14 protein-coding genes are annotated in these 12,624 nt (G+C 62.6%); 8 read left to right on the forward strand and 6 right to left on the reverse strand.

Annotated features, from left to right (window positions below; all coding sequences use genetic code 11):
- Positions 1–75: 75 nt before the first annotated feature.
- Positions 76–720, reverse strand: coding sequence for an OmpA family protein (locus B5526_RS27040; RefSeq protein WP_079542852.1), 645 nt, complete (start codon positions 718–720; stop codon positions 76–78).
- A 145-nt stretch (positions 721–865) separates the two neighbouring features.
- On the opposite strand from B5526_RS27040, the gene B5526_RS27045 reads away from it, so the two are divergent.
- From B5526_RS27045 to B5526_RS27065, 5 genes are all read left to right on the forward strand, one after another.
- Positions 866–1,234 carry a type II toxin-antitoxin system RelE/ParE family toxin gene (locus B5526_RS27045; RefSeq protein WP_079542853.1) on the forward strand — a complete coding sequence of 123 codons (369 nt, stop codon included), beginning with the start codon at positions 866–868 and terminating at the stop codon, positions 1,232–1,234.
- 12 nt (positions 1,235–1,246) lie between these two features.
- Positions 1,247–1,585 (forward strand): helix-turn-helix domain-containing protein, encoded by a 339-nt coding sequence (locus B5526_RS27050; RefSeq protein ID WP_172842116.1) that lies wholly within the window; start codon positions 1,247–1,249, stop codon positions 1,583–1,585.
- 175 nt (positions 1,586–1,760) lie between these two features.
- Positions 1,761–3,167 (forward strand): caspase family protein, encoded by a 1,407-nt coding sequence (locus B5526_RS27055; protein WP_079542855.1) that lies wholly within the window; start codon positions 1,761–1,763, stop codon positions 3,165–3,167.
- Between the two features lie 276 nt (positions 3,168–3,443).
- Positions 3,444–3,698: a hypothetical protein gene (locus B5526_RS27060; protein ID WP_079542856.1), complete on the forward strand. Its 255-nt coding sequence runs from the start codon at positions 3,444–3,446 to the stop codon at positions 3,696–3,698.
- A 53-nt stretch (positions 3,699–3,751) separates the two neighbouring features.
- Positions 3,752–4,918 carry a winged helix-turn-helix domain-containing protein gene (locus B5526_RS27065; protein ID WP_079542857.1) on the forward strand — a complete coding sequence of 389 codons (1,167 nt, stop codon included), beginning with the start codon at positions 3,752–3,754 and terminating at the stop codon, positions 4,916–4,918.
- Here the strand turns inward: B5526_RS27065 and B5526_RS27070 are convergent.
- The gene (locus B5526_RS27070; protein ID WP_079542858.1) at positions 4,903–5,355 is read right to left on the reverse strand and encodes a DUF2809 domain-containing protein; all 453 of its coding nucleotides are present in this window, start codon (positions 5,353–5,355) and stop codon (positions 4,903–4,905) included. The genes B5526_RS27065 and B5526_RS27070 overlap by 16 nt on opposite strands.
- Positions 5,356–5,396: 41 nt before the next feature.
- Positions 5,397–6,299, reverse strand: coding sequence for a LysR substrate-binding domain-containing protein (locus tag B5526_RS27075; protein WP_079542859.1), 903 nt, complete (start codon positions 6,297–6,299; stop codon positions 5,397–5,399).
- Positions 6,300–6,471: 172 nt separating this feature from the next.
- Here B5526_RS27075 and B5526_RS27080 point away from each other — a divergent pair, with 172 nt between their 5' ends.
- From B5526_RS27080 to B5526_RS27090, 3 genes are read left to right on the forward strand one after another with little or no spacing between them, the layout of a single operon-like run.
- Entirely contained in the window at positions 6,472–7,218 is a 747-nt protein-coding gene (locus B5526_RS27080) for an SDR family NAD(P)-dependent oxidoreductase (protein WP_079542860.1), read from the forward strand.
- Positions 7,219–7,248: 30 nt separating this feature from the next.
- Complete coding sequence (locus B5526_RS27085) at positions 7,249–7,995, forward strand: SDR family NAD(P)-dependent oxidoreductase (RefSeq protein ID WP_079542861.1); 747 nt, start codon at positions 7,249–7,251, stop codon at positions 7,993–7,995.
- Positions 7,996–8,016: 21 nt separating this feature from the next.
- The gene (locus B5526_RS27090) at positions 8,017–8,649 is read left to right on the forward strand and encodes a glutathione S-transferase family protein (RefSeq protein WP_079542862.1); all 633 of its coding nucleotides are present in this window, start codon (positions 8,017–8,019) and stop codon (positions 8,647–8,649) included.
- Positions 8,650–8,653: 4 nt separating this feature from the next.
- On the opposite strand, the gene B5526_RS27095 is transcribed toward B5526_RS27090, so the two are convergent.
- From B5526_RS27095 to B5526_RS27105, 3 genes are read right to left on the reverse strand one after another with little or no spacing between them, the layout of a single operon-like run.
- Positions 8,654–10,291 carry a sensor histidine kinase gene (locus tag B5526_RS27095; RefSeq protein ID WP_349642747.1) on the reverse strand — a complete coding sequence of 546 codons (1,638 nt, stop codon included), beginning with the start codon at positions 10,289–10,291 and terminating at the stop codon, positions 8,654–8,656.
- Positions 10,288–10,986 (reverse strand): response regulator transcription factor, encoded by a 699-nt coding sequence (locus tag B5526_RS27100; protein WP_079545461.1) that lies wholly within the window; start codon positions 10,984–10,986, stop codon positions 10,288–10,290. Before B5526_RS27100 ends, B5526_RS27095 begins: the two co-directional genes overlap by 4 nt.
- 7 nt (positions 10,987–10,993) lie before the next feature.
- Entirely contained in the window at positions 10,994–12,511 is a 1,518-nt protein-coding gene (locus B5526_RS27105; protein ID WP_079542864.1) for a DUF4153 domain-containing protein, read from the reverse strand.
- Positions 12,512–12,624: the final 113 nt, after the last annotated feature.

Raw genomic sequence — 12,624 nt, forward strand, 5'->3', positions numbered from 1 at the left:
ATCGGCTGGTCCGGAGCACGCGTCTTCCAGAACCGCCTGCCGGTGGCCGGCAGGCGGGCAGGCGTTTTTCGTCAATCACTTCGATGCGGTCTTGGTGTCCATATTGACGACCTGAACGCGGCGGTTGATCGGGTCCATCGGCGCGTTCGGATCCTTCGGCTTGGTCTTGCCATAGCCGACGGTGACGAGATCGGTGCCGGCGATGCCGTATTTCTCGGTCAGATAACGCTTGATGGTTTCGGCGCGGCGCTCCGAAAGATCCTGGTTGTAGGCGTCGCCGCCGATCGCATCGGTATGGCCGGCGACCACGAAGGTCGAACCCTTGAGGTTGGCATTGGTGAGCGCCTGGCCGAGCGCCTGTACCGACGGCATCGAGGTCTGGGTGATCTTGTCCGAGTTGTAGTCGAACTGGATATCGAGATCGATGTTCGGCTTGGTCGCGGCGATCTCGGCGATCTCTTCGCGTTCGCCGAGCGACAGCGACCGGGTCTTCCGGCCGCGCACGGTCTGCAGGAAGCTGATCTCCTTGGCTTTGACCGAGGGGTCCACCTGCGGCGCGCCGATCGACAGGCCGCGCGTCACCGGCTTCGGCTGCAGCGCGTGAATGATTTGATCCGCCGTGACGTTATTGTCGCCGGCAATGGCAAGGCCCGCCGTCATCGACAGCGCGGCACCGAGCGTAATCGCTTTTAAACCGTAAAGTCTGAGATAGCTGGTCATTGTCTTAATCCTCGCTGTGACGCCTGATGGCGTTTTGATGCTGAGACGATACGTCGGGTTCAACGAGATAAATGTGATTTGGGTCACGCACCCAAGGTGCGCCGGAACATTTGACGAGGTATAGGGATATCCCTATATTGCGCAGGTGACCGAACGGCCCCAACCGAAACCCTGTTTCTTTGTTGGCTCCAGCCGCAAAGACCTTAGGCGGTTCCCGGCCAAGGTGCAGAATCGGTTGGGCTTCGGTTTATTCATGGTGCAGGAGGGCGATGAGCCCGCGGCCGCGAAGGCGCTGAAAGGATTCGGCGGCCGCGCTGTTCTAGAGTTGGTCGACGATTTCGACGGCAACACGTGCCGGGCGGTTTACACCGTGCGTTTTGCCGAGGTGGTTTACGTGCTGCACGCGTTTCAGAAGAAGGCCAAAAAGGGCGTCGCCACACCCTTGCAAGATATCGAGCTCATTAAGTCGCGCCTGCGTGATACGGAACATCACTACCGCGCCCAGCGAAAATAAAGGCAGTAAGCCATGACAAAACGCAAAACCGAAGTTTACGAAGGTAGTGGTAACGTGTTCGCCGACCTGGGGCTGCCGAATTCCGAAGAGCGGCTCTTGAAGGCTAGCATCGTGAGTGAGCTGCACCGACTGATCAAACAGCGCGGGCTTACGCAAGTGAAAGCAGCCAAACTCATCGGCATCTATCAGCCCGACCTGTCACTTCTCCTGCGTGGCGATTTCGACGATTATTCGGTGGGACGGCTGATGAAGATGCTCACTGCGTTCGAACAAGACATCGAGATTGTCATGAAGCCCAACCGGAAGGCCGGAAAACCTGGGCGTATCACGTTCAAATCCGCGGCAGCGTGATGGGGCGGGTTGCCCCAACGCAACGTCCGTCGAATCGGTTCGATCACGGAGCCGCGCCGCCATCCCCAACGTGACCTAGATCACAGTTCGTACATGAAAAGTTGATCATGTTGGCCCCGACCAGTCGGCCTCCGGGCCAGACACATCGAGGACCGGGATCAGGGGAGAAGGGACCATGCGCTTCTTGATCGCAGCACTGTCAGTGACGGGACTTCTGTTCAGCGCCGACGCGGCCTTGGCCGACAAGCGCGTCGCCTTCGTGGTTGGCAACAGCGCCTATAAGAACGTGGCGCCGCTTCCGAACCCGGCGGTCGATGCCAAATCGATGGCAAAGCTTCTGCGCAATGTCGGTTTCGACGTCGTCGAAGGCTCAAACCTCACCCGCGACAAGATGACGGAGCGGTTGCTCGAGTTCGGCAAGAAGGCCGAAGGCGCCGATATCGCGCTGTTCTATTATGCCGGCCACGGCATCGCCGTTAACGGCAGCAATTATCTGTTGCCGGTCGACGCCGATCTCAAATCCGAAATGGACGTCAAGCTTGGCGCTGCCATCAATGTCGATGTCACGCTGGAGCAGACCATGGCGGACGCCAAGGTCAAGCTGGTGTTCTTCGACGCCTGCCGCGACAATCCGTTCACGGCGAGGATCCGTTCCGCCAAGGCTACCCGCAGCGTCTCGGTTGAATCGGGCCTCGCTGAAATGAAATCCGGCGAAGGCACGCTGATCGCCTTCGCGACCGGTCCCGGACAGACCGCGCTAGACGGCGAAGTCGGCACCAACAGCCCCTTCACCCGCGCGCTGCTCGCCAATATCGCAACCCCGGGCGCCGAGATCCAGCAGGCCATGACCAAGGTCCGCGCCCAGGTCAACGAGGAGACCAACAAGAATCAATTGCCCTGGGGCCACACCAACCTGATTGGTTCGGTCTATCTCAATCCGGTTGCCACTCCGGATACGCCGGCCGTGGCGCCGAACACGCCGGCCGTCACCACCGGTCCGGCCTCGGAAGTTGAGCTCGAGTTCTGGCGCTCGATCAAGGACTCCAACAAGCCGGAAGAACTCAACGCCTATCTCACCAACTATCCGAACGGGACCTTCAAGTCGCTGGCGCTGGCCCGCATCGCTTCGCTGCAGGACGGCCCCTCGACCGCGACCCGCAACCTGACCACCGGGATCGATCCCGCAACCTTCACCGAGGAAGCCGACCAGATCGCGGAAGACCAGCTCGGCCTCGACAAGGGTCAGCGCCGCGACGTGCAGCGCCGCCTCACCGGCCTCGGCTTCGACACCAAGGTCACCGGCAAGTTCGATGAAACCACCCGCGCCGTGATCACCCGCTGGCAGGCCGCGCGCGGCTATCCCAAGACCGGTTTTGTCAATGCGCTGCAGCTCAAGGCGCTGCAGTCAGAGATCGTGTCGAGCCGTGTTGCTTCCTCCGATGATTCCTCCGACGACGAGCCGGTGCACCACGCCGGTCACCACTCCGGCGGCGGAGGCGGCGGCCGTCACTATTCTCGCGGCGGCGGTGGCGGACCCGGTGCTTTCTTCGGCGGCATGATGGGTGGGCTGTTCCGCAGGTGAGTTCCGGTAAACTCGAGCGGTGAATGAAACATCTTGCGAAAGGCGGCATGGCGGGCCGCCTTTTTTGCGCCACTTGCGAATCTTGCTCGACTGGTGGTTTCCTGACCGCGGTCCCGGTCGCAAAGCCGTCGCCGCGGCGCCGATCTGCGAACATCAAATCGGCCAGATGCTTGCTTAAGAAAATCGCTCGCGAACAACAACAGAAGACAGCGGCGTAACAGGGCCTTGTTTCAGTCACCGAAAAGACCAAGCGACTATCAGGGGTATCGGCCGGTGATGCCGGATCGCTCGGGATTATCAGCGCCGATCCTGCTCGGCGCGGTCATCATCGCCGCGGCGATTCTGCTGTCGACGCTGGTCACCTCCGTCACCACGCGGTTCATGGCGATGGACAGTCCGAACGATGACAATGTGTGGCTGATCGACCGCTTAACCGGCGCCGTCTATAAATGTCAGGCTACCGAACGCGGCAAGGCCGCCTGCGAGCCCGACACCGCGACCGGGAGTATCGGCGAGAAGGGCAAGCGCTGAGCCCGGAGAATTTTGCCGCTTGATTTCGGCGAATCCGGCTACATTGCCGGGCGATGCCCACTACGATCAAACTTCATCCCCTGACCAAGATTCAAGCCCGGCGGATCTGGTTGCGCGCGCAGCGGCTCGATTCGCAAGCGCCGTTCGGCGAGGGACCGCGGGCGACCGCGGCCGCGGTCGGCCATCTCGGCTATGTCCAGATCGACACCATCAATGTCATCGAGCGCTCTCACCACCATATTCTGTGGAACAGGATTCCGGCCTACCAGCGCGCCGATCTGCGCCAGGCCCAGAGTGTCGAGAAAAGCGTGTTCGAATATTGGACCCATGCGCTGTCTTACGTGCCGACAAACGACCTGCGCTTCTTCATTCCGGCCATGAAACACCACCAGCGCGAAGGCCATAAATGGCTCGCGTCGGTCAAGCCGGCCGATTTGCGCAAGGTCATGCGATTGATCCGGCGTGACGGCGCGCTGACCATCCGCGACATCGACGACGACGTGCTGGTGGACAAGGAGCATTTGTGGGCGAGCCGCAAGCCGTCGAAACGGGCGCTGCAGCTTTTGTTCTACCAGGGCCGGCTCACGATCTCCGAACGCATCGGCATGTTGAAAACCTATGAGCTGATGGCCCGGCATTTCGGCTGGGACGAGCCGCCAAAGGGCGCGTCGCCGCGCGAGCTCGCCGGCTACTTGCTCGACCGCGCGCTGCGCGCCCAGGGCGTCGTCAGCCTCGATTCGATCTGCCATCTCGACGCGCCGAGCAAGCCGCAGGTCCGCCGCCTGATCGACGCACGCCTTCGCCGCGGCGAGCTGGTGCCGGTCGCGCTGGACGGCGCGGGCAAGCAGGAGCATTGGGCCGAGCCCGCGACGCTGGAAGGTATCGGCGGCGAGGCTGGCGCGCTGGTCCATATCCTCTCGCCGTTCGATCCGCTGATCATCCAGCGCAAGCGCACGCATCTGTTCTTCGACTACGAACATCGTTTCGAGGCCTATGTCCCGAAAGAAAAGCGCGTGTTCGGCTATTTCGCGCTGCCGGTTGTGGTGGGCGAGAACATCGTCGCCGCGCTCGATCTCAAGACCGACCGCAAGAGCAAAAAATTGCTGGTGCAGCAGTGGAGCTGGGTCGGGAACGGCAAAAAGACCGGCGCGCGGAAGGAGCTAAAGCGCCGCATCGAGGAGGAGCTGCACCGGTTCGAGCGGTTTCAGCTCGCGGAGTGAGGGGCCTTTTGCGCTGAAGAAGTTCCAACGCGGTCGAGCAGCATGCCCAAAACGATGCCGACACCGTAGGCAAGCATGTCCCATGGCGAGAAGATACGGCCGAGCAGCAGCGCGCCCGCTAGCGTCAGCCGAAAGGCATCGAGCCAGGGGCTGTGAACCAGCCGGAACAGTTCGACGCAGATCGCGATCACGGCTGAGATCAAAGCGATCCTCTGCCGTGACAGATTTGGACCCGCGATCGCGACCAGGAAGAAGACCATGGTCCCCCACAGCACGGAGCCGCCGTATTTGACGAAAAGCGCCGGCAGCCCGAGGCGAAGCCCTAATCCGCGCAAGGCGAGGCCGCAGATAATGATCGACAGGCAAAGGCAGGCGCGGACGGGCAAGATGGCCCGAGACGTGCGATCCGGCGGCAGGCGATTTGAAATTGTGTCCATCGTCCGCGCTACGCTCGTTCGAGGCGACCCGTCAAGCATGGTCACTCGGCTTTTGATACCCGAAACTTCAGCTCATCGACTTTGGACAAGAGAAATTTCAACAGCGGCGACGTGTTGGCCTCGTTGTAGCCGATCACGAGGTCGACCATCGGCTGCGCGCCCTGGATCGGCCGGCTGACGACCGTCTCCGGCAGCAGGTTTTGGGCATACAGGGGTAGCAAGCAGACGCCGCCGGTGGAGGCGACCAGCGAAATCGCCATCGCCAGATTCTCGGCCTGATGGTCAGGCTTCAGGGCGATGCCGACGCGCTTGATATAATCATCGATGGCAGTCCACGCGGTCGGCGCCCGAAGCGGGGATACGCTGATAAAAGTCTCCCCCGCGATGTCCTGCGGACGGATCGAGTTGCGCGCGGTCAGCGCGTGATCGCGCGGCATCAGCACGATCAGCGGGTCCTTTCTCAAAAGCCTGAACTTCAGACCGGGCGCCTGCTTCTCCGGACGCAAAAAAGCCAGGTCGATCTTGCCGCGGATCAGACCGGCCGCGAGATCGGGCGAATCCTGGCTGTGGATGACGACTTCTGTGGAGGGCAGTTCGGCGCGCAGGATGCCCATGACAGCCGGAAGCCAATCCATCTCGTAGCCGGTCAAAAACCCGATCGCAAAAGACGTCCGCGCCGGTTGCGCCGCCCGCCGCGCCGCCTCGGAGGCCGCCTCGACCTGCAACAGCGCCACCCGCGCATGATCGAGGAACACCCGCCCCGCCGCGGTCAGGTCTATGCCGCGCGGCCCGCGGATCAATAGCTGAACGCCGAGCTCCAGTTCGAGATCGTGGATCTGCCGGCTCAGCGATGGCTGCGCGGTATGCAGCCGCTTTTGCGCGGCCACCGTCAGGCTGCCTTCCTCGGCCACGGCGACGAAGTAACGAAGGTGTCGAAGCTCCATGCGAGATATTCCTCAAAAGTATGGCTCCGACCCTACAAAGTCTTTCTCCTGAACGCCAGCGCGATCTACATCCCTCACAACGGCAGCCAAAAACGTCGGTCAGGGCAACTCATCCGCCCCGCTTCGAAACTTCTGGCAAGGCCAAGCAGGCATACCTCGAAGGAGAAGTCTCATGACCAATCAGATTGTCCTGATCACAGGCGCTCTCACCGGTATAGGCCGCGCCACCGCGACTGCCTTCGCCCGCGACGGCGCCAGCCTTGTCGTTTCGGGCCGCCGCGATGACGAAGGCCAGCGGCTTGTCACCGAATTGCGCGCGCTCGGCGTGGAAGCGGAATTCGTTCGTGCCGACGTTCGCCACGAGAGCGAGGTGCAAAATCTGGTCGACAAGACGGTGGCGCGGTTCGGCCGTCTCGACGTCGCCGTCAACAATGCCGGCACCGAAGGCAAGCCCGGCCCGGTCACCGAACAGACCGCGGAGAGTTTTGCCGCCGCCTTCGACACCAATGTGCTCGGCGTGCTCTTGAGCATGAAGCACGAATTGCGCGTGATGCAGGCGCAGGGCGCCGGCAGCATCGTCAACCTGTCGTCGTCCATGGGCCATCGCGGCGCGCCCAACGCATCGCTCTATACCGCCAGCAAGCACGCCGTCGAAGGATTGACGAAATCCGCAGCCCTTGAAGCCGCCGCGTTCGGTGTCCGTGTCAACGCGGTCGCGCCCGGCCCGGTCGAGACCGCGATGCTCGATCGCTTCACCGGCAGCGCCGAGCGGAAGGCTGGCCTTGTCGCAGGCGTGCCGTTGAAACGCGCGGGCCGGCCGGAAGAGATCGCCGACGCCATCGTGTTCGCAAGCTCGGCCAAGGCATCGTTCATCACCGGCCAGATCATCGACGTCAACGGCGGCAAGACCGCCGCGTAAGCAATTTCTTATCCCGAATGGAAAGCTACCATGAGTGATCTCATCAGCAGAACCGCTCTTGTCACCGGCGCATCGCGCGGCATCGGCCGCGCCACCGCCCGCGCGTTGGCCGCAGCCGGTGCGCGTGTCATCGTTCACTACCGCAACGCCGCCGAGGAGGCGGAGGCGCTGGTCAAGGAGATCCGCGCCGACGGCGGGCGGGCAGACGCGGTGGCCGCCGATCTCGCCGCGCCCGATGGCGCGCACAAGGTGGCGGCGGAAGTCCGCAAACTCGTCGTTGGTCAGCTCGATATCCTGGTTGCCAATGCCGGCGTCGCGACCGCCGCTGCCATCGAGGACCAGAGCGTCGAGGAGTTCGATCGCATGTTCGCCGTCAACGTCCGCGCGCCGTTCTTCCTGGTGCAGCAATTGCTGCCGCTGTTCGGCGAGGGTTCCAGCATCGTGCTTTTGTCGTCGCTGGCGGCGCGGGCGTCGGTCGGCCTGTTGCCGGCTTACGCCGCCACCAAGGGCGCGATCGATACGCTGGTGAAACATTTTGCGGCGCTGTTGGGCCCGCGCGGCATTCGCGTCAATGCGGTGGCGCCCGGCGTGATCGACACCGACATGTCGAAATTCGCCAGAACCGACGAAGGCCGGCAGTTCACACTCGGCATGCAGGCATTGCAGCGCATCGGGCATCCCGACGAGGTCGCCGACGTCATTGCCTTCGTGGCGTCCGATGCGGCGCGCTGGGTCACCGGCGACACCATCCAGGTCGGCGGCGGCTCGAAACTCTGATCGCCGCACAGGGAGGCATCAATGAAGCTTTATCAATCAAACGCGTCGCCGAATTCCCGCCGGGTGAGGATCTTTCTCGCGGAGAAGGGGATTTCGATGCCGATCGTGCCGGTCGATCTCGGCGCGCGTGAGCAGTTTTCGGACGCCTACGCCGCGATCAATCCGCGCCGGGTCGTTCCGACGCTGGTCTTGGACGACGGCACCGCGATCGGCGAAGTGCCGGCGATCCTGCGCTATCTCGAGGAAATCCATCCCGAGCCGCCACTGCTCGGAGTGACACCGAAGAACAAGGCGCTGGTTGCGATGTGGGAGCGGCGCGCCGAACTGGAAGGATTTGCGGCCGCGATGGAAGCGGTTCGAAACGCTGTTCCCGCTCTCAAGAACCGCGCCATCGCCGGACCGCATGACTATGAGCAGATCCCGGCGCTGATCGAGCGAAGCCGAAAGCGCGTGATAAATTTCTACGCCGATTTCAATACCCGGCTCGCCGATGTGCCGCTTGTGGCCGGAGACTCGTTTTCGGTCGCCGACATTACCGCGATCGTCACCGTCGATTTCGCAACCAAGGCGGCCGGCCTTCCGATCGCGGACGAGCATACGGCCTTGAAGCGCTGGTATGATCTGATCTCGGCCCGCGCCAGCATGGGCGCGTAGCTCATCATCCCGGCGGCGCGTCGGCGAGCGGGATGGTCAGCTCGAACGCGGTTCCCTCTTTGGTATCGAGCAGGCGGATCGCGCCGCCATGGGCGTCGAGCATGGCGCGCACGATGGCCAGCCCCATGCCGGTGCCGCCGCTGTCGCGCCGCGTCGTGAAAAAACTGTCGAAGATTTGCGTCCGGTTGTTGGGCGAGACGCCTTCGCCGTTGTCGCCGATCTTCACCCGCAGCAAATTGCCTTGCCGCGTCGCTGCGAGATCGAGCGTCGTGCTGCCGTGGCGCGCCGCGTTGTCGGCAAGATTGGCAAAAATAATGGCGGCATTTTCCTCCGATATGCGCATCGGCGTATCCAACTCGCCGCTGGCGCGAATCTCGAGCGAGGGAAAGGCCGCGCGCAAACCGGTGATCGCGGCAGACAGTTTTGCGGCGCCGAGCGCAATCGGGTTTTCGGCGCGGGCAAAATCGCGCAAGCGGGTGGAGATTTTCGCCAGCCGGTCGGCGTCGGCAACGATATTGTCGAGGAATTTGCGGCGGTCCTGGTCGCTCATGGCGGGCGCCGGCGCGTCGATGTCGTCGCGCAGCAGTTCGGCGGCGCCCTGGATCGAGGTCAGCGGCGATTTCAGTTCATGCGAGACGTGGGTGGCAAACGTCGAGATGAAGCTCGATCGCGCGTTCAGCCGCCGCGCCATATCGAGAAAGCTTTGCGCCAGGCGGGCGAATTCGCTGGTGCCGTGGCGCTTGAGCGGACCAAGCGCGTTGCGGTCGCCCTTGCCGATCAGGTTTGAGCGCTCATTCAGTTCCCGCATCGGCTCGGTGATGGTACGGTGAAACAGGACGCCGATCAAAAGCGTCGGCACGATCATGGACAGGATCGCAAGCACGACCTTGGCGCGCTGCTCATAAAGATAAATGAAGACATTGCTGGGCGTGCGCGAGGCATAGACGACGCCCGCAACCTGGTCGCGCACGATCACGGGCATCGCGGTGAAGACGCGCATGCCGGTGCCCCGGCTCATCGAATAGAGCGAAGGCTGGTCGTGCTTGGAGATGCGCACGCGCAAGATAGCGGCAAAGCGTCCCTGCAGCGCCGCGGCGACTTCCTCGAGATGCGCCAGCGACAGCCCGACTTCCTGGCGGCCGGCGATCACGATGCCGTTGGGATCGAGCAGCCGAAACCCGGCGAGCGTCACGTATTGTGTCGCGACCAGATCCGGCATCATCCGCGCGCCGAGCGCTGTGAAAGCAGGATCGGCTGGTGCTGCAGGCGCGCGCGCTTCCGGCCGCGGCGGCAATATGCTCTCCTCGGCCAGTTCGAGCTTCGGCCAGATCGGCTGATACGGTTCGTCCGGCGGCTGTTGCGGCGGGGGCGGGACTTTTGTCCCGAGCGTGATAGTTGGCGGAATCGAGGTTTCGACCTCGCGCTGGAACACGGCGGATAAAGCAGCACTTTGCGCGATCAGTTCGGACTCGGTCTGCTGGATCAATTGATTTTGGTAGATTTTCAGAAAGTAGAGGCTGAACAGCGGCAGCGACAGCACGCTGGCCAGAACCAGAAAGACCACGAGGCTGAGACTTGGCCGCCACTTGCGCCGCGGGCCGGGCATATTGCTTGTGACGTCAGGACTCGCGGCCTCGGTCAACGCGCGGCCTCGCAGCGGCCCAGCTTGAAGCCGACGCCGTGCACGGTCTCGATCACGCTGTCGCAGCCGGCCGCCGCCATCTTGGCGCGGATATTTCGGACGTGGCTGTCGATGGTGCGATCCGCGACATGAATATTGCCGGCGTAAGCCGCATCGAGGATCAATTCGCGCGTGAACACGAATCCCGGCCGCGCCAGCAGCGTGCGCAGGATCGAGAATTCGAGCGCCGTCAGCGAGACCTGTGTGCCCTGGAAGCTCGCGGTGCGCGCGTCCGCATCGATCGCGAGCCCGCCATGATTCATGGCTTTGGTTACCGCCGGCGCCGGAGTGCTCCGCGCCCGCCGCAGGATCGCATTGACCCTGGCGACCAGTTCGCGCGGACTGAACGGTTTTGTCACATAATCGTCGCCGCCGATCTCAAGCCCGAGGATGCGATCGATCTCCTCGTCGCGGGCCGACAGAAACAGGATCGGCGTATCCGCGCTTTTCCTGATCTCGCGGCAGACTTCGAGGCCGTCCATCTCCGGCATGCCGATGTCGAGCACGATGAGGTCGTGGACGTTGCGGTCGAACTGGCGCAGCGCCTCCTTGCCGTCCTGCGCGATCGAGATCGCCATGCCCGTCTTCTCGAACGCGAAGCGCACGACGTCGCGGATATGCGGATCATCATCGACGACGAGAATGGAGTGAGCCATGTTCGCGCTAGCCTTGGCCGCCATCTACGGGATTGAGCGGTGTGTCGGGATTGTTAGCCAAATATCGCTGCAGGCGCCATGCCCGAAAACCCCAGGCGCGCCAGTTTGCCATGCCCTTTCGGGCTGCATCAGCAGCTTGATCGAACCGGAATCCTGCAACGTAGGGCTGGAACGCCGGGATATTCTGCAGACGTGGCTCGAGGACGGGCAAGACTTGTGGACCAAGCGAAAACAGATATTTCAAATCGAGATTTGGGCCGGCACCGCCAGCTTCCCGGCAGTGCTCAACATTGTAGGAAGCAACGACTTGCGGTGCGTTGATGAAACAGCATCCGTAGAGCACCAGCGCAAGCGTCGCGGCATTGGCTGTGACCAACCATGAATTGGGCTTCTTCAACAAGATCTGGATCAGGATCAGCATTAGCCCCGCGGCCACCAGTCCCATCCAGATGAACGCCGCGAGGCGCAGATAAGTGAGCGAGAAAGCCGCGACATAGAGATCGAGCCGGAAGATCGACGAGATCACCAGCAGGATGTTTTGCCCGATCCATGCCAGCACCAGCGGACGGATCAGCCTGGAGTGCTCCGCCGGTCCGGCCGGGCGCATCGCGATCAGGACAAATCCCGCGGCGAGCAGCGCGGTGGCGATCAGCGGATAGGCGCCGCGATGGGCGTATTCGGCGTGGCTCATGCCGTCGGGGAGGCTGGCGCCGCCCCAGAGATAGACAAGGTCGAGCCCGCTTTGGAGCGCGAACAGCGCGTTGAAAAGGATCAGCGAGCGCACCATCGCGGCTTTACCGAAAAAGAGACCCGGGTCCGATGGCGCTGCGGCAACCGCTTCGCTAGCCGCAGTGCTCGTAATGGAATTGCGGCGGTTGCGACGGAGCATCAAAGGCCAGATAAATCCGGCCAGTAAAACCCAGAATGCCACCCGCGCCGGATCGAGCGCGTTGATGAGTGTCCACAGGTCGATCCGCAACAGCCCGTGCTCGATCAAGGGATTTGCCGAAGCGAACAGCCAGACGAAGATCGTGAAAATCCCGAGCGGAACGATCCAGCCGGCCAGCGAACCGGGTTTCAGCCACTCGTAATTTCCCTGCTGCGTCAGCCGGACCAAATCGGCCGCCAGATGAAACGGGCCGCGAAACGGCGTTGCCAGCACTTCAAGGAGATATTGCCACCAACGCGCACCTTGCCGAGCGGTGACCACCATCACGAACGTCGCCGTTGACAGCGTGCCCACCATCACGGAGAGCAAGTTGACGTCTTCGATCAGGACCAAGAGGCCCGCGACGAAGACGAACGTCATGCCGATCAGGGTATGGCGTGTCGCGCGCACGCCATTGCTGGCGACGGCGACGCCGCCGAGCGCCCCGAGAAACAGTGCAAGCGAGATGCCGATCTCCCAGCCGTAAAACAGCCAGTCGGCCAGCGCGACGCTAGCCGCGGCAAGCATCAGCGGCTTGAGAAGCGGGCGCGCGGGAGCGGGAGCCATTTCCAAATCGGAGGCGGCGGCAATCGACATGATTTTATGTTCCTGAGGTGATGAGGGTCAGGTGAGGGGCTGTAATCGCCAGAATTGAAGGGAGATGATCTTGGCCATGGCCCGACGATGCCAAGCCGATTGGCAGCGCGTTT

The sequence above is a fragment of the Bradyrhizobium lablabi genome (genome assembly GCF_900141755.1).
Classification (GTDB): Bacteria; Pseudomonadota; Alphaproteobacteria; order Rhizobiales; family Xanthobacteraceae; genus Bradyrhizobium; species Bradyrhizobium lablabi_A.

What these genes read in the sequence shown, in the direction of transcription:
- B5526_RS27075 (WP_079542859.1), bottom strand. Translation starts at nt 6,299, where the DNA reads ATGGAGCTTCGACACCTTCGTTACTTCGTCGCCGTGGCCGAGGAAGGC.
- B5526_RS27090 (WP_079542862.1), top strand. Translation starts at nt 8,017, where the DNA reads ATGAAGCTTTATCAATCAAACGCGTCGCCGAATTCCCGCCGGGTGAGG.
- B5526_RS27105 (WP_079542864.1), bottom strand. Translation starts at nt 12,511, where the DNA reads ATGTCGATTGCCGCCGCCTCCGATTTGGAAATGGCTCCCGCTCCCGCG.
- B5526_RS27050 (WP_172842116.1), top strand. Translation starts at nt 1,247, where the DNA reads ATGACAAAACGCAAAACCGAAGTTTACGAAGGTAGTGGTAACGTGTTC.
- B5526_RS27070 (WP_079542858.1), bottom strand. Translation starts at nt 5,355, where the DNA reads ATGGACACAATTTCAAATCGCCTGCCGCCGGATCGCACGTCTCGGGCC.
- B5526_RS27085 (WP_079542861.1), top strand. Translation starts at nt 7,249, where the DNA reads ATGAGTGATCTCATCAGCAGAACCGCTCTTGTCACCGGCGCATCGCGC.
- B5526_RS27065 (WP_079542857.1), top strand. Translation starts at nt 3,752, where the DNA reads ATGCCCACTACGATCAAACTTCATCCCCTGACCAAGATTCAAGCCCGG.
- B5526_RS27060 (WP_079542856.1), top strand. Translation starts at nt 3,444, where the DNA reads ATGCCGGATCGCTCGGGATTATCAGCGCCGATCCTGCTCGGCGCGGTC.
- B5526_RS27055 (WP_079542855.1), top strand. Translation starts at nt 1,761, where the DNA reads ATGCGCTTCTTGATCGCAGCACTGTCAGTGACGGGACTTCTGTTCAGC.
- B5526_RS27080 (WP_079542860.1), top strand. Translation starts at nt 6,472, where the DNA reads ATGACCAATCAGATTGTCCTGATCACAGGCGCTCTCACCGGTATAGGC.
- B5526_RS27040 (WP_079542852.1), bottom strand. Translation starts at nt 720, where the DNA reads ATGACCAGCTATCTCAGACTTTACGGTTTAAAAGCGATTACGCTCGGT.
- B5526_RS27100 (WP_079545461.1), bottom strand. Translation starts at nt 10,986, where the DNA reads ATGGCTCACTCCATTCTCGTCGTCGATGATGATCCGCATATCCGCGAC.